This is a genomic window from Kribbella endophytica, assembly GCF_054781295.1.
Map to the genome: position 1 here is coordinate 1,897,145 of NZ_BAAGUR010000001.1, position 19,321 is coordinate 1,916,465.

The following is a 19,321-nucleotide window of genomic DNA, read 5'->3' on the forward strand; positions in this document are numbered from 1 at the left end:
CGGCACCTTGTAGGCATGGAGACCACACCGCTACCGGCGCCGGTTCTACTGGCCACCGCTGACGAGATGCTGCTGGACGACCTGCTTCGCCTCTCCGCCGCCGCGGAGGTGACCCCACACGTCGAGAAAGACCTCCTCGGCCTACGCCGCCACTGGCAGTCCGCAGCCCTGGTGGTCGTCGGCCACGACCTCGTCGACCCCTTCGCCCGAACCCAACCACCCCGCCGCCCCGGCGTCCTGGTAGCCGCCACCGCGATCCCGCCGCCCCAAGTCCCCACCGGCGCCAGGCTCACCTCCCCGCCACCGGCCGACGCGCCCTACCAACTCCCCAGCGGCGCCAGGCTCACCTCTCCGTCACCGGCCGACGCGCCCTACCAAGTCCCGACCGGCGCCAGGCTCACCTCTCCGTCACCGGCCGACGCGCCCTACCAAGTCCCCACCGGCGCCAGGCTCACCTCCCCGTCTTCCCGCGCCCCTTCCCACCCGCTCTTCCCCGTGCCCGACGATGCCTCCATCTTTCGCCGAGCTCTGGCGATCGGCGCCGAAGGTGTCTACCTCCTGCCGAGCGAGGAGTCTGCCCTCGGCGACCGCCTGGCCGACACCCTCGACGGGGGAGTGCGCGCCGCCACCACCTTCGCCTTCGTCGGCGGCTGCGGTGGCGCCGGCGCAACCACCCTGGCCGCCGCAGTCGCAATCACCGCCAGCCGCCGCGGCGTACGCACCATGCTCATCGACGGCGACCCACTGGGAGGCGGCATAGACCTCGCCTTGGGCAGCGAAACAGGCACCGGCGCCCGCTGGCCCGACCTCCTCAACGCCTCCGGCCGAGTCAGCGCAGCCGCCCTCCGAGCAGCCCTGCCTACCCTCGACGACCTGGCAGTCCTCTCCTGGGACCGCTCCGACGTCACCGCCCTCCCACCCGAAGCCATGCGCTCGGTCCTCGGCGCAGCCCAACGCAGCAGCGACCTCGTCGTCGTCGACCTCCCACGCCGTACCGACCCAGCCGCAGAAGAAGCCTTCGTCCGCTCAACAGCAACGTTCCTCGTCGTCCCAAGAGACGTCCGCTCCTGCGCAGCAGCCGCTCGCCTGGTCAGCCCGCTCCGCGAAGTCGCCACCGACCTCCGAGTAGTAGCCCGCGAGCCAGGCCTCGGCGGGCTCTCGGCAGTCGACGTCGCCAAACACCTGTCGTTGCCCTTGGCAGCCAAACTCCGCTTCGACCGCGACCTCCCTGCCCTGATGGACAAAGGCCGCTTCGACCCACGCCCTCGTGGCGCTCTCGGCCGCACAGCAGGCGAACTCCTGGACCTCTTCGGTCTGTACGGACTCCTCGCCGCATGACCGTCTCCATCGAGCTCCTCGACCGCGTCCGAGGCACGCTCGCCTCCCAAGGCGCCGACCCAACCCCCGCTCGCGTAGCAGCAGCCCTCCGCGCCGACGGCACAGTCTTCGGCGACTCCACAGTCCTGGAGGTCGTCGAAGCGCTCCGCCGCGAAGCCACCGGCGCCGGCCCGCTCGACCGACTCCTCACCGAACCAGGCATCACCGACGTCCTCGTCAACGGCCCCAACGAGGTCTACGTCGACCGCGGCTCCGGCCTCGAACGCATCCCCCTCCGCACCGGCGACGAACCCTCCGTCCGCCGCCTCGCCACCCGCCTAGCCGCCGCAGCCGGCCGTCGCCTCGACGACTCCAGCCCGTACGTCGACGTCCGCCTCCCCGACGGCACCCGCTTCCACGCGGTGCTGTCCCCGATCGCTTCCCCCGGCACCTGCCTGTCCCTCCGAGTCCCCTCCCGCAAAGTCCTGGCCCTCGAAGACCTGGTAGCCGCAGGATCCCTACCCCCAAAAGGAATCGCGGTCCTCCGCGACCTCCTCGACGCCCGCCTCGCCTTCCTCATCAGCGGCGGCACCGGCACCGGCAAGACCACCCTCCTCAACTCGCTGCTCTCGACGGTCTCCAGCACCGAACGCCTGGTCATCGTCGAAGACGCCAGCGAGCTCCGCCCCGACCATCCCCACGTAGTCCGCCTCGAGTCCCGCCCACCGAACGGAGAAGGCACCGGCGAGATCACCCTCCGAGACCTCGTCCGCCAGGCCCTCCGCATGCGCCCCGACCGCCTGGTCGTAGGCGAAGTCCGAGGCGCCGAGGTAGTTGACCTCCTCAACGCGCTGAACACCGGCCACGAAGGCGGCTGCGGCACAGTCCACGCCAACTCGGCCTCCGACGTACCCGCTCGCCTGGAAGCCCTAGGCGCTTTGGCCGGCCTAGCTCCTCAAGCTGTCCAAAGCCAAGTCTCCTCAGCCCTCCACGCCGTCATCCACCTGACCAGAGATCACTCCGGCCAACGCCGAGTCGCCGAGATCCGAGTCATCACCCGCACCCCGTCCGGCACCCTCACCACAGCCCCCGCCGTCCGCTTCACCCCCAAAGGCACCGTCGAACTAGGCGCCGCCGCCAACCACCTGACCCACCTGATCTCCAGGGCCGCAGCATGACCCCCGCCGTCCTCTCAGCCACTCTCACCCTCCTGGCCGTCCTCACCCTCATCCCCCGCCAGGGCAGAGCCCTCCACCGCCTCACCCGCCCCTCCACCGACGCCACCCACCTAGCCCACTCAGCCCGCAAAAGACTCATCCCCCTGGCAGCCGCAGTAATAGTTGCCCTAAGCATCGGCTTGTCCCTGGGCCTCTCAACCCTGGCCTCCATCCTGGTCCTACTCACAGCCCTGGCCACAGCCATATCCCAACGCCGAAAATCCCACCACCGCACCCAAGCAACGAAAAAACGCACCCAAATCATCCAAGCCTGCGACCTCCTGGCCGCGGACCTATCAGCAGGCCGCCCACCCCAAGAAGCCCTCGAAGGCGCAGCCGAGGCCTGCCCCGACCTCCGCCCCGCCGCAGCCGCCGCCCGCCTGGGCGGCGACGTCCCCGCAGTCCTCCACCTAGCCGCCGAATCCCCAGGCGCAGAAGCCCTGAAACCCCTAGCCGCAGCCTGGCAAGTCTCCGACCACTCCGGCGCAGCCCTGGCCACCATCATCGCCCGCCTGGCCACGTCCCTAAGAGCCGACGATTCCCTAACCCGCCAACGAACCACAAACCTGGCCGCCGCCAAATCCACAGCCCGCCTACTAGCCGTCCTCCCCCTCTTCGCCACCCTCCTCGGCTACGCCCTAGGCGCCAACCCCCTCGCCTTCCTAACCACCACCCTCCCCGGCACATCCTGCCTACTTGCAGGAACCGCCCTCTCCCTAACAGGCCTCCACTGGACCAACCGCCTAGCCACCACCCCCTAACCCCCGTTCGCCAACCACCCACCTCAACCACCACCCACCCCGTGCTCGACCTGTTTTGACTCACTTCCGGCCGCCGCGACCTCAGCCACCGCCAACTGAGTCCGGCCGCATGGCCACCGACCTCAACCCCCGGAGCAACATGCCCACCGCCCTCACCTCCCCACCAGCCGCAGCCGCCGTCTGCGCAGCGATAGCCGCAGCCCTCCTCACTCGCGGTCGCCCCGGCCCCCGCCGCCTCCGTCGCCCCACCCCAACCACCCACTCCACCTACCGCCGCCTCATCAACCGCCTCAAACCAACCCCACAACCCACCCGCACCCGCCGCCTACACCGCCTGACCGCCACCCTCCTCACAGCCGCCACACTCCTCCTCGTCCCCATCCCCTGGAGCCTGCTCCCAGCCGCAGCCATCTACCTGACCACCCCCACATTCCTCAGCCGCCTAGAACCAGCCGCAACCCGCAAACGCAACGCCCGCCTCTCCGCCGACCTCCCCCTGGCAGTCGACCTCCTAGCCGCCTGCCTAAGAGCCGGCCGCCCACCCCAAGCCGCCATCGCCACAGTCAGCCAAGCCATCGACGGCCCCCTCGCCACCCTCCTCGCCGAACTCGAACACAGACTCGACCTAGGCGCCGACCCCATCGACGCCTGGGACACCCTCCGCCAGGAACCCACCTGCGCACCCTTCGCCCGAGCAGTCCAACGAGCCCTCCGCTCCGGCGCCCCACTCGCCACAACCCTCGAATCCCAATCAGCCGACCTCCGCCAAGCCAGCCGCTGGACAGCCGAAGAACAAGCCCGCACCGTCGAGACCCGCTCCGTCCTCCCGCTAGGCCTCTGCTTCCTCCCCGCCTTCGTCCTCCTCGGCATAGTCCCCACCATTGCCACCACCTTCACCAACGTCTTCGCCGACCTAGCCCCCTAGCTCACCCTCCCCAGCCCCCAACAACCCCTCCGCCACACTCGTCCGCGCATAAAGCACCACCCGCCCCACCCGATGCCCTGTCACCAACCCCGCAGCCCGCAACGCCCCCAGATGCTGCGAAACCCCACCCGCAGTCAACCCAATCCGCTCCGCCAACTCAGTCGTCGACCGCGGCACGTCCAACTGCACAAGCACCTCAGCCCGAGACCGCCCCAACACTCCAACCACCCCAGCCGACGCCCGCCGTACCGACGTATCCCAAAGCGCCGCGACCCCACGCGCCGGATACGTCAACGACGGCTGCCACGGCGGAATCGTGCTCGAGTACACCGTCGGCCACACAAACGCCGACGGCGTCAGCAGCAACCCCTCCCCAGCCAACTCCCGTACGCCGTGAAACCGCCGATGCCGGATCCGCAGCGCCCCGTCCTTCCACCGCACCGACTCATCAAGATCCGAGAACAACCCAGCCGGCCCACCCTGCCCCAACCGCCGCGCCCGATACAGCAGATCCCCTTCCAGCAAAGCCCGAATCCGCCCCCAGTACGGCGCAAGCGCCACCTCCCAGTACGCCTGCAACTGCTCAACCAGCACCGCAACCCCAGCCCCCGGGTCGTCGTACAACCCCACCACGGCCTCCGAAGGCAGCTCGCCAGCCCGAGCCCTCCGCAACCTCCGCGGCAGCCCAGCCTCGGCCAACGACCCCACCGGATGCGTCCGCGCGTACGCGAGCACATCGAGATCCGCCCGAACCTGCTCAGCCTGCACCCGCGACAACGCCCCGAGCTCAGCCGCCAGATCCGGTACCGGCGCCGCCGGCGACGCCGTGAGGAAGTCCGGCGTGTACCAACTCCGCGAGTCGATCAGGTCGAAGAGCAACCCCAGTTCGAGCTTCTCCCGCGCGATCCGCTGCCCGGTCTCCTCCGCCCAGCGTCGATGGAAGTGCTGCGCCCGCGGGTTCTTCAGCAGTCGCACACTCGCGACGATCTCCCACACCGGCGACACCGCCAGGCGCGTCCGCGCCAGATCCTCGACCGTGAACGTGATCGTCAGCATGCCAACTCCTCGATTCAGTCTCAGCTAAATCATTTCAGAACCATCACCACGTCCATCCACGCTGAACCGATCACAGCTTGGGAGGACCAACCAGATGACCACCCCGACCACCCGTATCGGCGACCTCACCATCCACCGACTCGGCTTCGGCGCGATGCGCCTCACCGGCTACCGCCCGGTCGCCGATCGCACCGCGGCGATCCGCGTCGCCCGCCGAGCCGTCGACCTCGGCATCGACTTCATCGACACCGCCGACGCGTACGGCATCGGTGCCAACGAGGAGCTCCTCGCCGAAGCACTTCACCCGTACGTCGAACACCTGCTGATCGCCACGAAGATCGGCCACACCCGCCCGTCGCCAGGGGAGTGGAAGCCAGTCGGCCGGCCCGAATACCTCCGCCAGGCAGCCGAACTGTCGCTCCGCCGCCTCCGCGTCGAACGCCTCGACCTGCTGCAGCTCCACCGCATCGACCCGGCCGTCCCGCTCGAGGATCAATTGGGTGCGCTCGCTCAACTGCAATCCGAAGGCAAGGTCCGCCACATCGGCCTGTCCGAAGTCACCGTCAATCAGTTGGAGACTGCACGTCGCCAGGTCGACATCGTTAGCGTCCAGAACCGCTACAACCTGACCGACCGCGTCCACGACGACGTTCTCAAGTACTGCGAAACCGAAGGAATCGCCTTCATTCCTTGGCTTCCCATCGCCGGTGGCGACCATGCGACCTCGCGACTCCTGGCCGAGCTCGCCACCGAGACCGGCGCTACGCCATCGCAACTCTCGCTTGCCTGGCTCCTTCACCGCTCACCCGTCATGATGCCGATCCCCGGCACCAGCTCCGAGGCACACCTGGTCGAGAACGCCCAGGCCGCCGATCTCCGTGTGGCCAACGCTCAGCTGAACCGCCTCGACGCGCTTCGCTGACTTTGTCCCCAGCCTGAAGTCTCCTTCTGTGCAGGGGCTCCCGTCGCGGCATCTTGTCAGTAAGCCGTCCGGACAGCCCGGCCGCAGATCAGGAGATCCCCATGTCCCACCAGCTCGTCGCCACCCGCCGCACCCGCGCCGAACGATCCGCGTTCAGTCGCCTCCGACGTCGTACCGAACGAGGCGCTGCCACGGCTGAGTACGCCGTCGCCACGGTCGCCGCGTGCAGCTTCGGCGGCATCCTGATCGCCTTGCTGAAGTCCGACGCGATGATGTCGGTGCTCAAGGCAATCATCAACTGGGCTCTGCAGTCGGCGGGCATCGAAGGCGTCCAGGTCTGAGGGCGTACGTCGGCCCGGACCACCAAGGTCCGGGCCGGCTCGCCCGGTCCCATGGATCCCTCAGGCCGCCGCGCTCGCTGCCATCGCCGTCGTACCGCTGTACGACGTACTGAACACGGCACCGTCACCGCCGAACTCGCCCTGCTCTTCCCCGTCCTGATGGCGACGATCGTCGCCGGCGTCTGGGCCGTCGGCCTGGTCGTCACCAACATCCGCTGCATCGACGCCGCCCGCGACGTGGCGCGAGCCGTAGCCCGAGGAGAGACCGACGACACCGCGCAAACCATCGGCCGACGAGCCGCCCCGAAGGATGCCTCCATCGAAATCCTCACCACCAACGGCGAAGTCCAGGTGACAGTCGAAATCGCACGACGCCTCGACTGGCCCCTCTTCGCTGCTCTACCCGCTGTCCCCCTGAAAGCCCAAGCCACCCTGCAGTCCGAACCAGGAGAACAATGACCAGACCCCGCACCGACCAAGGCGGCGCCACCCTCCTCGTCCTCTGGACCGCCCTGTTCCTCTTCGCCGCAGGAACCATCGCAACCCTCTGGTCAGCAGTCTCCCTGGCCAGCCACCGAGCCACAGCCGCCGCAGACCTCACGGCTCTCAGTACAGCCCAAGCCATCCAATCCGGAGCACCCGACCCCTGCGCAGTAGCCCGCGACATCGCCACGACAAACCGAGCAACCCTGTCGACCTGCACCCTCACGGAAGACACAGCCACCATCAAGGTCGCCGTCCCCCTGAACCTCGGCGTCCTGGGCACTCCCACTCTCACCAGTACGTCCCGAGCAGGTCCCACCGACAACCCCACCCCAGAGGCAAACTGACCAAGTGACCACTCCCGACCCCAATGCCTCAGGCACGCCGACCTCCCACACCCCTGTCTTCCAGGCCCCCGACTTCGATTCCCCAGACCCGCGGCAAGCCGACCGCTCACCCAACCCCGCGGCCTCCGGCTCTCGCCCGTTGCTGGTCGTCGACGCAGCGAACGTCATCGGCTCCCGCCCTGACGGCTGGTGGAAGGACCGAGCCGGCGCAGCCCGCCGTCTCCTCACCAGCCTCGCCACGTACCAGCAAGGCCCAGGCGCCGACACCGACATCACCGTCATCCTCGAAGGAGCAGCCCGCCCGGCCGCAGACGCCATCACTCCCGACCAGGCCCTCCAGGTCGTCCTGGCCCCGCACTCCGGCGACGACACCATCGTCGACGTAGTCGCCGAGGCTGCCGCCGAGACCCCCACCCGCGAGATCACCGTAGTAACCGCAGACCGAGGCCTACGAGCCCGCGTAGAACCCTTAGGAGCCCAGACGACCGGCCCCAGCACGCTCTACGCCCTCATCGACCCCCAGTAACCGAAGCCGCTCCCGAAGCCGTCGCGGCAACCACACCACCTGAGCGACCGCGGCGACCACACACAGCACGCTCATCCCTCCGAGCACCGCAAACACGGGCGCGAAGACGTCCCCACCCACCGCACTCGCAAGAACCGCCGGCACCGGCAGAAAGCAGAGCGGCATCCACAAATAGAGCGCCTTCCGCTCAGGCGCCAACGCCAGCTGGTACCTCGCAATCCGAACGGCCGCATCAACAACGTCCGACTCACTCGGCACCGGCCCGCGCCGAGTGGCCCGATACCCAGCCACCTGAACCGCCATCGGCAACGCGCCCACCGCAGCCCGCACCTGTTCCCGCTGAGTCCGAGCGTGATGATCCACCAGCCCACCAGCAAGCCCGCCCACCAACACCCCACAACACAACGCGAGCACCCAGGGAGTGAACCCACCCACCCCCACCCCAACAACCAGCCCCACCAGCACGCCCACGACCGGCCCCAACCACCAACGAGCCCCGGTCAACCAAACGCTGTCCATGCCACATGGTCACCCACAACCACCCCACCCACCAGCGTTTCGACCACGGCCCCAAAGGTCGCGCTGTGGTCCGGCCCATCGGTAGCGTGAGTGCCCATCTGACGAGCACGACACAAGGCTCACAACAGCGACATCAGAACGACGACTTAAGCACGGCGGCCGATCGAACTCCTGAAGACCGCCCGCGCCGTCCCCCGGCGACATCGCCCAGCAGCACCCCGGCCACGGCAGGCCCAGCAGCACCCCGCTGCTACGACGGGCCCAGCAGCCTGTGAGGTTCTGCTGCAACTGCTTACGAGCGCTTGCAATCAAGGGTTCCTCCGCGCTGCTCGCGCCCCAAGGGATGAACGCCGAGGCGCCGCGCCCGACGCATCGCACAAGCAGCACGTGCTCACGGATCTGTGGCCTGAACGAAGCCGCCGTCGCATCAGCCGCGGTCGCCAGCGGCCAAGCGGCGCCGCTAGACCATCTCTTGGTCGGAGTATGTTCTGCCGCGTGCCGCGTGCCGCGTGCCGCGTGCCGCGTGCCGCGTGCCGCGTGCCGCGTGCCGCGTGCCGCGTGCCGCGTGCCGCGTGCCGCGTGCCGCGTGCCGCGTGCCGCGTGCCCGACCGTCGAAGGAGTCACCTTCGAACGCGACGGCGTCCCGGTCGAAGCGTTCCTGGCCGACGGTGCCCTCGCCACCAACCCGCTAGCCGCCGCCGACTACGCGGCCCTCCGTGCCGCGTGCCGCGAATCCCGACCGTCATTGGAGTCACCTTCGAACGCGACGGCGTCCCCGTCGAAGCGCTCCTGGCCGACGGCGCCCTTAACCACCAACCCCTTTAACCACCAACCCCTTTAACCACCAACCCCTCTAACCACCAACCCCTTAACCACCGCCGACTGCGCCGCCCTCCGTGCCGCGTGCCGTTTGTAGCCCTCGGCCTCGTTGCGGTCGTCGTTGACCAGGTCCGCGGTGTTCTGGTCGGTTGCAGGTGTGTGGCTGCTGCAGCGTGCGGTTCGCGCGCACGAGATCTTGGGCAGTCGGCAGTCGGCAGTCGGCAGTCGGCAGTCGGCAGTCGGCAGTCGGCGGTGGGTGTGCGGCGCGTGGGGTGCGGCGGCCGGCGACGTACAACGCGAAGAAGCTGGTCGAGGACGGCAACACGGCGGCAAGGGTTCGCCGGGGCACGAGGCCACCATCGTCGGTGACACCGCGCTGGGTGGTGGCTGGTTGCACATGGTCGGCGTGAAGGTCGGCAAGCGCGCGTTGGGGAACCCGCTGATCGGCGTGGGCAACCGACGGGCCCTGGACGAGCGGATGAACGCCGCGCTGGACTGCAGCGGCCCGGGTGGCCGGCTAGAGAGGGCCCTGTCTTGTCTCTGAGCGGGTTAGGAGAGCTAGGCCGATTACGGCTAGGAGGCTGAGGGTGGCTGGGATGAGGAAGACGTGGGGGAGGCCGAGGGCGGCTACTCCGAGGCCTCCGCTGGCGCCGCCCAGGGCGGAGGCTAGGGCTGTTGAGCTGAGGAAGATGGCGGAGGCGGTGGCTACGGCTGAGGGGAGGAGGCGTTGGGCGACGATGATGCCGAGGGCGGCGAAGACTCCCCAGACACCGCCCATCAGGATCTGGCCTGCGAACAGGCCCGCGGCGGTGGCAGTCGTGGCGAAGCAGATGTTCGCGCCCACACCGAACGCCGCGCCGACGAGCATCAGCCGCATCATTCCGATGCGGCGTGCCACCAGGACGGCCAGGGGCATCAGGAGGATCTCGACCAACGGCTGGATGCCGATGATCGCGCCACTGATTCCGGCGGGGAGGTGCAACTGCTCGTTCATGTAGATGGGGAGGTACGCGTACTTGATCGGCTCTCCCGCGTAGACGAGTACGTAGAGCCCGGTGAAGGCGAGCAGCGGCAACATCGCCCGTACGCCGGGAGCGCGGAGGTGCGGTTCGAGCGTCTGCTCCGTCGACGGTGGAGGCGGCCGGAGGAGTCCGAGCGGGACGACTTGGGCGAGGGTGCAGAGGGCTGTTGCGAGAAGCATGGTCCGCAACGAGGTCTGGGCTGCCAGGAAGGATCCGGCGACCGGCCCAATGACCCAGCCGCCGGTGAGCGCCATCCGGACGATGGCGACCACGCCGTCGTTGCTGGGGTTCGGAGACGTTTCCAGGCCATCGTGAATGGCGGCGAAGAGCTGCGAGGTCGCGGCGCCGGCGAAGCCGAGCACGATCGCGCTGATGGCGTACGGCATCCACAGCTGGGTGGAGAACGCGATCGCCAGCCAACCCGCGAATCCGGCTACGGCACAGACCCGGAACAGGCCCAGGCGTGCGCCGGTGCGGTCCGACCGTCTCCCGACCAGATAGCCGAGCACCGGCGCGGTCAGGCTGGTGAGGTAGTAGAGCCCAGCGGCTGTGAGTGAGGCGCCCAGATCGTTGACGAGGAAGGACGCGATCTGCGGTGCGGCTGCCGAGAAGCCGAGGCCGGACAGGAACAAGGCGATGGTGGCACCGCGGTACAACGGCGAGGTTAGCGTCAGCCGCAGCGCCGACGTACGCGCCGCCTGGGGATCCGAGGTCTGAGCCGGGTCAGCGAGTCCCACACGCGCTCCCCGCGTTCAGAAAGTTGAACCCGACGGTCCACCAGACCGTCGTGAATCCGTTGCACCGGCGACCAGACCGGGTCCGACAGGCCGGCCTGGAACCGAGCGCGCGATCGTTGCCCTCCAGCAGCCGCAGGCCGGCCGCTTCCTTCCCGATCGCGATCACCACCCCGAGCCGCCGTGGCGTCCGGACGGTCCGGGCGTACGCCGGCCTACGTCGGCAGCGGTCGTTGGGCGACGCCCGGTTGTCCGTTCCCGGGTGCTTTCCCGTACGACGAGATCGACCGGGAAGTGTTGCCGGTGGCCGTGCGCCGGCCCGCCGGCCAGGAGCAGACGTGCTGCGGTTGCGGCCATCTCCTCGACGGGCAGCCGCATCGTGGTCAGGGGCGGATTGCTGCAGACGGCGGCGATGCTGTCGTCGAAGCCGATGATGCTCACGTCGTCCGGGACCCGTCTGCCGCTCGCGGTGATGGCCTGAACGGCGCCGGCGGCCATCAGGTCGCAGGCGACGAACAGTGCGTCGATGTCGGGATGCTGCTCGAGCAACTGCCGCGCGGCGTCGTAGCCGCCCTCGCGTCGGAATTCGCCGTCTGCGCTCAGGTCGGCCAGGCCAAGACGTTGGGTCGCTTGCAGGTATCCGGCCCGCCGGTCGATGGCGCAGGGGTTGAGAGCCGGCCCGTTGATGGTGGCGATCCGGCGGTGGCCCAGTTGGTGAAGGCGGTTGACCGCCTCGTACGCGCCGCCGACGTTGTCGGCCTGCAGGCCGGGTACCGGTGAATCGGTGCGTACCAGCGAGACGGTACGGCGACAGCGACGGTAGAAGCGCGATGTGAGGGCCGGTGTGATGTCGGCGAAGATCGCGCCGAGCGTGGTGTTCGAGGCGATGTCGTCGAGTTCGTCGGGAGCAGTGTCCTGGCGGACCGCGTGCAGTCGCAGTTGGGCGTTGACGCCTTGGAGGACGGGCATCACACCCGCCAGGACGCGGCTGATGTACGGGTGTGTTCCGAGCCAGCCGACGCCAGGATCGGAGGTGACGACGATGACGTCGATGGCGCGCTGACGGCCGGTGGCCAGGGCGCGGGCGGTCTCGTTGGGCTGGTACCCAAGCTCCGTCACCGCCGCGTGGACCCGTTCGCGCGACGGGCCGGACGCCCCGGGCACGTTGTTGATCACGCGGGAGGCGGTCGCGCGGGAGACGCCGGCCAGGTGTGCGACGTCCTCGATCGTGGGTTTCAGCAGGCTCATCGGCGGTGCACTCTCCTCAGGGCGCGCTGGTGGCGCAAGGTGCATCGAACGGTAGACCTGAGAGCGCTCTCAGCGGGAGGAGCCCGCCTCTTCCTGCTGGAAAGATTTCGGAAGAGGAGTGGGCATCAGCTGGTGCTGCGGGGTGTCCGCTGTCGTGCGGGTCAGTCGTAGAGCCAGCCGTTGTGTTCGGCGATGGTGATGGCGTCGGCTCGGGTTCGGGCGCCGGTCTTGCCGATGGCGGACCAGAGGCGGTTACGGACGACGCGTTCGGAGACGGCGAGTTTTTCGGCCATGGTGGCGACGGTTCCGCCGTCGCGGGCGGCGCGGAGGGTGGTGGTTTCGCCTTCGGTGAGAGGGGTTTGGGTGTAGTGGAGGGTCTCGGCGGCGAGGTTCGCGTCGACGACGCGGAGGCCCAGGTGGACTCGGCGTACGGCGTCTGCCAGCTGGGGAGTGGGGCTGTTCTTGAGGGCGAAGCCCTTGGCGCCGGCTTCGAGGCCGCGGTGGAGGTGGCCGGGGCGGCCGTACGTGGTGAGCATGACGACTCGGCACTCGGGCATCGACGAACGGAGCTGGGTGGTGACGGTGATGCTGGCGTGGCCGGAGCCGGCGGTGTCGAGCAGCGCGATGTTCGCGCGGTGGCGTTTGGCGGCGGCGACGACGTCGTCGGTGCGCTTCAGCTCGGCGACGATCTCCAGGTCGCGTTCGCGTTCCAGTCCGCTTCTGAGGACGCCTCGGCTGAGGATCTGGTCGTCGACCAGCAGCAGCCGGATGCGGTCGGGCAAACGAGCCTCCGGGGTTCCGTCCGGGCGCCGGGGAAGTGCGTCCGGGAGGATGAGCAGGACTTCGGTTGAAGATCATGGATCCAGCTGGCGGATGCCGTCCACATCAACGCGGTATCTCTACCAGATTGCGACCAGATCGCGACCCACCCACCCCGTCACTTCTCTGGTGGTGCGCTGTGCATTCCTTCGTCCTTCCACCCAGATGAACAAGAGGCGTGGTGAGAGGACCTTGTACGGCGTGAGGCCCGGGCGGGGCGGTCAGTGGGTGACGGAGATGAACTCTCCCTCGTGGGTGGCTAGGACGTGGCCGCCGGGTTGGGTTGCGGGGAGGGTTTCGGTGGCGGTGCGGACTGGGCGGCGGGTGCCGTCGGGGGAGATGAGGACGGTGTTGGGGGCGTCCAGGACTACGAACTCATCCCCGTTGCGGAGGACGACCGGGGCGTTGTAGCCGGCGGAGATGGCGGTTCGGCCGGCTGCCAGGGCCTCCAGGGCTGCGGGGACCAGCTCGTCGGGGGTTTCGGCGTTGGTGTCTACGGCCAGCCAGGTGGTGGGGGCTCCGGGCAACGAGAGGGAGGACGGGTTGTGCCAGTCGCTGCCGCCGATGGGGGTGGTGGACAGGCTCCACGACTCCCACCAGGCGATGGGGCCGCCCCAGCGGCGGTCGAGCCAGGAGGAGTGCCAGATTTCGGCCAATGGTGGGTGGGCTCCCCACAACGGCTGGCGCCAGGAGCAGTCGCCGCTGAGGGGGTGGTTGATCGACAAGAGCCCACCGCGCCGCGCGACGTCGGGAACCCACTCCGCGGCTGGGCGGCGGAAGTCGATGACTCCGATGGCGCCGAAGGCGTTGGCGTGGCCGGACTCGGTGGTGACTTCCTGGCCGGGGATCAGGCCGATGCCGAAGCGGTTGCCCACCGACGGGAGCTCGAGGTGGTGCGCCTCGGTGTTGTGATCGGTGCAGGCCAGTACGTCGAGACCGGCGGCGACGCCCAGGGCGGCAAGGTTCGCGATGGGGGTGGAGCCGTCGGAGTGCAGCGAGTGGGCGTGGAAGTCGCCCGCGATCCACCGGAGGCCGTCGGCTGCGGGCAGCGTACGGCGGGGCGGGCGAGCCGGTACGGCGACAGCGTCGGTTGCTGCGGCGTACTCGGCAAGACCCGGTACGACGGAGACCGGGCCGGTGACTGCTTCGACGATCAGTTCGGCGCCTTCGACCGGGAGACGGTGGAGGCCGAGGACGACCCACCAGGTGCCTGGTTCGAGTTCGCCGGCCAGGTAGCCGGGGGTGGCGGCATCCCGCGTGATGGCGAAGGTCTGCCGGGCGCCGCCCGACCAGCCGCGCCAGCCGCCGGCGCCTTCGCAGCCGATGTCGATGACGACACCGTCCACCGAAGGAACCGTCAGCGTGACGAGCAGCCCCTCGCAGCCGGGCGGGATGTCGACCGGCAACGAGTGCCAGACCGACTCCGCCCGGTCGTCGAGAGTCCAACGGCGCTTGAAGGAAGTGACGGCCATCAGGCGTCCGCCACCTCGCCGGAGCTGGAGCGGGAGCCGGAGCGGGCATCCACAGCGATGGGCTGGCGGGCCAGCAGTTCGCCCGAGTCACGGTCGTACAGCAGCACTCGCTGAGCCGGAGCAGTGAGCACGACCGGAGCACCCGGCGCCGGCTCGTCCTCCTCGGGGACCGTGACGCCGATCAGGGTGCCGGCGCAGTCGACGGAGACCAGCGACGACGTGCCGAGGTTCTCGGCGACGACGACGGTGCCGGCGATGGACGGTCCAGCGCCGGAACCGGTGGACAACGTCAGGTACTCCGGGCGGATGCCGACCGTGACCTTCGCGCCCGACGGGACAGAACCAGTTGCTGCAGGCAAGCGTCCGCCGGCGACCTCGACCACACCGTCGGTCGCGCTGTCCGAAGCACCGACCTCGCCCTCCAGCAGGTTCATCGGCGTGGAGCCGATGAAGTTCGCCACGAAGGTGTTCGAAGGCCGCGCGAACACCTCGCGCGGCGACCCGAGCTGGACCAGCTTGCCGGTCTGCATCACCGCGATCTTGTCCGCCAACGCCAGAGCCTCGGCCTGGTCGTGGGTGACGAAGACCGTGGTGATCCCCAGATCCCGCTGTAGCTTCTTCAGGAACGTCCGCGCCTCCAGCCGCAGCCGCGCGTCCAGGTTCGACAGCGGCTCGTCCAGCAGCAGCACCTTGCCCTCGGACGCGATCGCCCGAGCCAGCGCGACCCGTTGCTGCTGGCCACCGGACAGTTGCCCGGGACGACGTTCGAGCAGCCCCTGCAACGAGAGCTCACCCGAGGTCTTCTCCGCGACGGTGGCACGCGTGGCAGCAGCGACCCGCCGTACCTTCAACGGGTACGTGATGTTCTCCGACACGGTCATGTGCGGGAACAGCGCATAGTCCTGGAAGACCATCGCCACCCCGCGCTTGCCCGGCTCCAGCCGGGTCACGTCAGCGCTGTCGATCCGGACCGTGCCTTCGGACGCGTTCTCCAGACCGGCGATCGTCCGCAGCAGTGTCGTCTTGCCGCACCCGGACGGGCCGAGCAGGGCGAAGAACTCGCCGTCGGCCACGCTCAGGTCCAGTCCGTCGACGGCGCGGACGCCGTTCGGGTAGACCGTTGCCAGGCCTTCGATGTCGATGCCAGCCATCAGCTCTTGATTCCTCCGTGGAAGCGGAACCCGTACCTCGAGTTCACCAACAGGTACAGCACGACGACCGGGATCGAGAACAGCAGCGAGAAGACCGGGATCACCGAGAGGTTGGCGCTGCCGCCCTCGTCGGTGAAGGTCTGCAGCAGTACCGCGCCGGGCTGCTTGTCGATCGACCGGATCAGCAGGAAGGGCACCAGGAAGTTGCCCCACGAGTTCACGAACGCCCAGACCAGGATGGTCGCCAGACCGGGCCGCGCCACCGGCAGGACCACGTCACGCAGGATCTGCGTGGTGGATGCGCCGAACACCCGGGCGGACTCCTCGTACGACTTCGGTACGGCGTCGACGAAGTCCTTCAGGATGAAGATGGCCGCGGGCAGCAACCCGCCGGTCATCACCAGCGCGACGCCGAAGCGGGAGTCGATCAGCCCGAGCTGGAACATCATCACGAAGATCGGCACCATCGCCGCCGTCCCGGTGACCACCGACGACAGCAGCAGAAGCCCGTACAGCAAGGCGTCCCGGCCCGGGATCCGGACCCGCGACAGCGCGTACGACGCCAGCGCCGCGAAAGCGGTCACGGCAACGGCGGTGGTCACGCAGATCAGCAGCGAGTTCACCATCGAGTGCAGCGCGTACGGGTGGTCGAGCGTCTTGCGGACGTTGTCCAGTGTCCAGTCCGGCCAGCGCACGCCGAGGCCCGGCGAGGCGTCGAACGGCGCGGAGGCGATCCACAGCATCGGGACCGCGAAGAACAACGTGATCGCGCAGATCAGTACGTAGAAACCGATCCGCCGTACGACGTACGCCGGGTTCACGAGCGCCTCCTCAGCAGTCGCAGGTAGAGCAGCGCGACCAGCAGGTTCGCGATCAGCAGCAGGAACGAGATCGCCGACGAGTAGCCGAGCTCACCGCCCTGCAGCGCGACGTTGTAGATGTAGACCGGCACGGTCTCGGACTCGTGGTTCGGGCCGCCCTTGGTGAGCAGGAACGGCGAGAAGTCGTTCGCGGTCCACAGCGAGATCAGCAGCGTGTTGGTCAGCACATGGCCCCGGATGTGCGGGAACACGACGTCGCGCAGCGTCTGCCAACCCGATGCCCCGACCATGCGGGCCGACTCCAGCTGCGACGGCGGGACCGCCTGCAGCGCGGACGAGTAGAGCATCATCGAGAACGCCGTACCCCGCCAGGTGTTGAACAGGATCAGGCAGACCATCGGGTACTCGATCAGCCAGGCCGTGCCCTGCTGGCCGAGGATGCTGTTCAGCGTCCCGGTGTCGCGGTCGAAGAACGCGATCCACAGGTACGCGACCACGGTCGACGGCAGGATCCAGGCCAGCAGCACCAGGCCTTCGACCGTACGGCGAACGGCCGGTCGCGCCTTCCGCATCGTCCACGCCAGCGCGAACCCGAGGATGTTCTGCCCGATGATCGCCGAGCCGAGCACGAACAACAGCGTCAGCCACAACGCGTTGTGGAACAGGGCGTCGTTCAGCGCCTTGGTGTAGTTCGACAGGCCGACGAACGACGGCGACACGGCCTCGACCCCGGTGAGCCGGTAGTTCGTGATGCCGATGTAGATCGTCCAGACCGCGGGGAAGACCAGGAACGCCCCGATCAGCAGCAGCGCGGGCGCGACGAAGCCGAGCGCCCGGCCGATGCCGAGCCCCGCGACGTCCTGGGCCGGCCCGCGGACCCGCGCCGGGCGTCCCGGCGCGGGTTCGGTGGTGACGGCCATCAGTTGCTGGTGACCTTGTCCTTGCCGCCGGCGGCGGACTCGACGGCGGTCTGGTACGCCTTGGCCGCGGCGTCGGGAGACTTGCCACCGATCACGTCGGCGGTCGCCTGCTGCAGCGCGGCCGAGATCTTCGGGTACTCCGCCAGGCCCGGCCGGTACTGCGTCAGCGGCAGCACCTTGGTGGCGACGAAGTTCAGCATCGGGTCACCGGCCAGCACCTTGGCGTTGACGTCGGTGCGCTGGGTGATCTTGGCGGCGCCGTTCAGTCCGGCCTCGACCATCTCGGCCGAGTTCATGAACTGCAGCAGCTCCCAGGCCTGCTGGGGGAACTTGGTGTTCGGGTTGATCGCGACCACGCCGCCGCCGGACATCGAGACGAAGTCCTGGCCCTTGACGCCCGCACCGGGCTTGGTGGCCGGGATCAGCGCGTACCCGACGGCGGTGTCGCGGTCGGCCATCTTGGCGACACCCTCCTTGGGCTCCACGACGCTGCGCCAGAAGTAGTCGCCCTCGAGCAGGATGCCGATCTTGTTCGCGGCGAACTCGGCGAACGACTTGTCCCGGCCCTTGGCCTCGCGCTGCAGCACCGGGTCACCCAGGCCGCCGCCGTAGATCTTCTGGTAGAAGTCCAGCACCTGGCGGGTCTGGGCGGTGTCGCCCAGCCACTTGCCGTCGGTGTTGATGCCCGCGCCGGTACCCACCAGCAGCGGCAGCACGCCCTGCATGGAGGTCGCCTCGCCCATCGCGGTGCCGCCGTTGATCTGGATCGGGGTCACCCCGGACAGCGTCTTCAGCTTCTGGCCGGCGGCCAGGATGTCGTCCCACGACTTCGGCTGCCAGTCGGCCGGCAGGCCGGCCTGGGCGAACAGCTTCTTGTTGAAGTACAGCACCCGGCCGTCGGTCCCGGCCGGTACGCCGTACCGCTTGCCCTCGAAGCTGCCGAGCTGCTGCACCGCGTCCGGGATCTGCTTCCAGCCGTCCCAGTCGTCCACCTTCGCGGCGTCGCCGACGGTGTCGGTGAGCGGCTTGACGTAGCCGGCCTGGGCGAACTCGCCGACCCAGATGCCGTCCATGTTCATCAGGTCGGGGCCGGCCTTGTTGGACAGGCTGAGCGCGAGCTTCTGCTTGTAGACCTCGTCGTCGGAACCGTCGCCCTCGAACCGGACGGTGACGTCGACGCCCTTGGCCTTCTGCGCCTCGACGAACTTCGGGATCAGGACGTCGGAGGTGAAGGTCGCGCCGGCGCTGTTCTTGCCGCCCTTGACCGAGTTGGCGCCGATCACCAGCTCGACCTTCTTGGCGTCGGCGTTGCGGTTCGTGTCCTGGTCGCCGCTGCCGGAGTCCGACGACCCCAGACAGCCGGTCAGCAGCAGCGCCGCGGCCACGCCCAGGGCGGCCGGCGGGATCACACGCGAGATGGGTCGCATCAGGAGAACTCCTTGCAGGGGAAGTGCGGGGGTACGCCGGAACACTTTTACACCCGCAGGTGACTTTGTGAAGACTTTTACCTGGTTGCCCAGGGCTACTTGGTGTGGCCATCCCAGGTCACGGCCGATCTCGTCAAATCCGGTACCACCGGGACGCATTGCGGAAGAGTTAAAGCTCCCTCGCGGTTCCGTCTCAAAGGGTAGCTGAGTAGATACAGACCGTGATGGCAGGAGGTAGCGTCATCGGCGTTCGGAACACTGGAAACGGAGGTGAAGGACATGCTCAGCAACCTGCTGTACGACCTTCTCGGTGGGGGTCACCACTGGCACCACTGGCATCACTGGCACGACTGCTGGTGGTGACGCGTCGGCGGTGACGGAAACCTCCGCTGACGCGCAAGCAGCGGAAACCTCCCGGCCCCGCCGACACGGATCTCCAGGCCAAACCATCGAACCGAAAGGAAAGGGCGGCCC

At 68.7% G+C, this 19,321-nt stretch carries 19 protein-coding genes; 10 read left to right on the plus strand and 9 right to left on the minus strand.

Annotated features, from left to right (window positions below; genetic code table 11):
- The first annotated feature begins 15 nt into the window (after positions 1–15).
- The 4 genes from ssd to ACYVIO_RS09115 all read left to right on the plus strand — a co-directional run bounded on the left by ssd (position 16) and on the right by ACYVIO_RS09115 (position 4,220).
- Positions 16–1,338: a septum site-determining protein Ssd gene (ssd, locus tag ACYVIO_RS09100; protein ID WP_460650214.1), complete on the plus strand. Its 1,323-nt coding sequence runs from the start codon at positions 16–18 to the stop codon at positions 1,336–1,338.
- Positions 1,335–2,495, plus strand: a complete 1,161-nt coding sequence (locus tag ACYVIO_RS09105) for a TadA family conjugal transfer-associated ATPase (protein WP_460650215.1) — start codon at positions 1,335–1,337, stop codon at positions 2,493–2,495. Before ssd ends, ACYVIO_RS09105 begins: the two co-directional genes overlap by 4 nt.
- Positions 2,492–3,295 carry a type II secretion system F family protein gene (locus tag ACYVIO_RS09110; RefSeq protein ID WP_460650216.1) on the plus strand — a complete coding sequence of 268 codons (804 nt, stop codon included), beginning with the start codon at positions 2,492–2,494 and terminating at the stop codon, positions 3,293–3,295. The genes ACYVIO_RS09105 and ACYVIO_RS09110 overlap by 4 nt, the downstream gene beginning before the upstream one ends.
- 109 nt (positions 3,296–3,404) lie before the next feature.
- Positions 3,405–4,220, plus strand: coding sequence for a type II secretion system F family protein (locus tag ACYVIO_RS09115; protein WP_460650217.1), 816 nt, complete (start codon positions 3,405–3,407; stop codon positions 4,218–4,220).
- Here the strand turns inward: ACYVIO_RS09115 and ACYVIO_RS09120 are convergent.
- The gene (locus tag ACYVIO_RS09120; protein WP_460650218.1) at positions 4,209–5,276 is read right to left on the minus strand and encodes an ArsR/SmtB family transcription factor; all 1,068 of its coding nucleotides are present in this window, start codon (positions 5,274–5,276) and stop codon (positions 4,209–4,211) included. The two genes, ACYVIO_RS09115 and ACYVIO_RS09120, sit on opposite strands and share 12 nt — an antisense overlap.
- Positions 5,277–5,370: 94 nt before the next feature.
- Between ACYVIO_RS09120 and ACYVIO_RS09125 the strand changes: the two genes are divergently transcribed.
- The 6 genes from ACYVIO_RS09125 to ACYVIO_RS09150 all read left to right on the plus strand — a co-directional run bounded on the left by ACYVIO_RS09125 (position 5,371) and on the right by ACYVIO_RS09150 (position 9,777).
- Positions 5,371–6,198 carry an aldo/keto reductase gene (locus ACYVIO_RS09125; protein WP_460650219.1) on the plus strand — a complete coding sequence of 276 codons (828 nt, stop codon included), beginning with the start codon at positions 5,371–5,373 and terminating at the stop codon, positions 6,196–6,198.
- Between the two features lie 101 nt (positions 6,199–6,299).
- Positions 6,300–6,539, plus strand: coding sequence for a DUF4244 domain-containing protein (locus ACYVIO_RS09130; RefSeq protein ID WP_460650220.1), 240 nt, complete (start codon positions 6,300–6,302; stop codon positions 6,537–6,539).
- 51 nt (positions 6,540–6,590) lie between these two features.
- Positions 6,591–6,998: a TadE family type IV pilus minor pilin gene (locus ACYVIO_RS09135; protein WP_460650221.1), complete on the plus strand. Its 408-nt coding sequence runs from the start codon at positions 6,591–6,593 to the stop codon at positions 6,996–6,998.
- On the plus strand, positions 6,995–7,369 hold the full coding sequence (locus ACYVIO_RS09140) for an Rv3654c family TadE-like protein (protein ID WP_460650222.1): 375 nt from the start codon (positions 6,995–6,997) through the stop codon (positions 7,367–7,369). Before ACYVIO_RS09135 ends, ACYVIO_RS09140 begins: the two co-directional genes overlap by 4 nt.
- Positions 7,370–7,373: 4 nt before the next feature.
- Positions 7,374–7,895 carry an NYN domain-containing protein gene (locus tag ACYVIO_RS09145; RefSeq protein WP_460650223.1) on the plus strand — a complete coding sequence of 174 codons (522 nt, stop codon included), beginning with the start codon at positions 7,374–7,376 and terminating at the stop codon, positions 7,893–7,895.
- 1,495 nt (positions 7,896–9,390) lie between these two features.
- On the plus strand, positions 9,391–9,777 hold the full coding sequence (locus ACYVIO_RS09150; RefSeq protein ID WP_460650224.1) for a hypothetical protein: 387 nt from the start codon (positions 9,391–9,393) through the stop codon (positions 9,775–9,777).
- On the opposite strand, the gene ACYVIO_RS09155 is transcribed toward ACYVIO_RS09150, so the two are convergent.
- The 8 genes from ACYVIO_RS09155 to ACYVIO_RS09190 all read right to left on the minus strand — a co-directional run bounded on the left by ACYVIO_RS09155 (position 9,751) and on the right by ACYVIO_RS09190 (position 18,847).
- Positions 9,751–10,992, minus strand: coding sequence for an MFS transporter (locus tag ACYVIO_RS09155; protein ID WP_460650225.1), 1,242 nt, complete (start codon positions 10,990–10,992; stop codon positions 9,751–9,753). The genes ACYVIO_RS09150 and ACYVIO_RS09155 overlap by 27 nt on opposite strands.
- A 162-nt stretch (positions 10,993–11,154) precedes the next feature.
- Positions 11,155–12,237, minus strand: coding sequence for a LacI family DNA-binding transcriptional regulator (locus ACYVIO_RS09160; RefSeq protein ID WP_460650226.1), 1,083 nt, complete (start codon positions 12,235–12,237; stop codon positions 11,155–11,157).
- A 161-nt stretch (positions 12,238–12,398) separates the two neighbouring features.
- Complete coding sequence (locus ACYVIO_RS09165; protein WP_460650227.1) at positions 12,399–13,019, minus strand: response regulator; 621 nt, start codon at positions 13,017–13,019, stop codon at positions 12,399–12,401.
- A gap of 258 nt (positions 13,020–13,277) precedes the next feature.
- Positions 13,278–14,528, minus strand: a complete 1,251-nt coding sequence (locus ACYVIO_RS09170; RefSeq protein WP_460650228.1) for a CehA/McbA family metallohydrolase — start codon at positions 14,526–14,528, stop codon at positions 13,278–13,280.
- On the minus strand, positions 14,528–15,679 hold the full coding sequence (locus ACYVIO_RS09175) for an ABC transporter ATP-binding protein (protein ID WP_460650229.1): 1,152 nt from the start codon (positions 15,677–15,679) through the stop codon (positions 14,528–14,530). The genes ACYVIO_RS09170 and ACYVIO_RS09175 overlap by 1 nt, the downstream gene beginning before the upstream one ends.
- Positions 15,679–16,500 carry a carbohydrate ABC transporter permease gene (locus tag ACYVIO_RS09180; protein WP_460650230.1) on the minus strand — a complete coding sequence of 274 codons (822 nt, stop codon included), beginning with the start codon at positions 16,498–16,500 and terminating at the stop codon, positions 15,679–15,681. Before ACYVIO_RS09180 ends, ACYVIO_RS09175 begins: the two co-directional genes overlap by 1 nt.
- A complete protein-coding gene (locus tag ACYVIO_RS09185) occupies positions 16,497–17,420 on the minus strand; it encodes a carbohydrate ABC transporter permease (protein WP_460650231.1) in 924 nt (307 codons plus the stop codon). Before ACYVIO_RS09185 ends, ACYVIO_RS09180 begins: the two co-directional genes overlap by 4 nt.
- Positions 17,420–18,847, minus strand: coding sequence for an extracellular solute-binding protein (locus ACYVIO_RS09190; protein ID WP_460650232.1), 1,428 nt, complete (start codon positions 18,845–18,847; stop codon positions 17,420–17,422). Before ACYVIO_RS09190 ends, ACYVIO_RS09185 begins: the two co-directional genes overlap by 1 nt.
- Between the last annotated feature and the right edge of the window lie 474 nt (positions 18,848–19,321).

Coding starts and splice junctions, on each gene's coding strand:
- ACYVIO_RS09140 (WP_460650222.1), top strand. CDS start 6,995: ATGACCAGACCCCGCACCGACCAAGGCGGCGCCACCCTCCTCGTCCTC.
- ACYVIO_RS09105 (WP_460650215.1), top strand. CDS start 1,335: ATGACCGTCTCCATCGAGCTCCTCGACCGCGTCCGAGGCACGCTCGCC.
- ACYVIO_RS09170 (WP_460650228.1), bottom strand. CDS start 14,528: ATGGCCGTCACTTCCTTCAAGCGCCGTTGGACTCTCGACGACCGGGCG.
- ACYVIO_RS09175 (WP_460650229.1), bottom strand. CDS start 15,679: ATGGCTGGCATCGACATCGAAGGCCTGGCAACGGTCTACCCGAACGGC.
- ACYVIO_RS09120 (WP_460650218.1), bottom strand. CDS start 5,276: ATGCTGACGATCACGTTCACGGTCGAGGATCTGGCGCGGACGCGCCTG.
- ACYVIO_RS09135 (WP_460650221.1), top strand. CDS start 6,591: ATGGATCCCTCAGGCCGCCGCGCTCGCTGCCATCGCCGTCGTACCGCT.
- ACYVIO_RS09130 (WP_460650220.1), top strand. CDS start 6,300: ATGTCCCACCAGCTCGTCGCCACCCGCCGCACCCGCGCCGAACGATCC.
- ACYVIO_RS09160 (WP_460650226.1), bottom strand. CDS start 12,237: ATGAGCCTGCTGAAACCCACGATCGAGGACGTCGCACACCTGGCCGGC.
- ACYVIO_RS09110 (WP_460650216.1), top strand. CDS start 2,492: ATGACCCCCGCCGTCCTCTCAGCCACTCTCACCCTCCTGGCCGTCCTC.
- ssd (WP_460650214.1), top strand. CDS start 16: ATGGAGACCACACCGCTACCGGCGCCGGTTCTACTGGCCACCGCTGAC.
- ACYVIO_RS09115 (WP_460650217.1), top strand. CDS start 3,405: ATGGCCACCGACCTCAACCCCCGGAGCAACATGCCCACCGCCCTCACC.
- ACYVIO_RS09125 (WP_460650219.1), top strand. CDS start 5,371: ATGACCACCCCGACCACCCGTATCGGCGACCTCACCATCCACCGACTC.
- ACYVIO_RS09190 (WP_460650232.1), bottom strand. CDS start 18,847: ATGCGACCCATCTCGCGTGTGATCCCGCCGGCCGCCCTGGGCGTGGCC.
- ACYVIO_RS09185 (WP_460650231.1), bottom strand. CDS start 17,420: ATGGCCGTCACCACCGAACCCGCGCCGGGACGCCCGGCGCGGGTCCGC.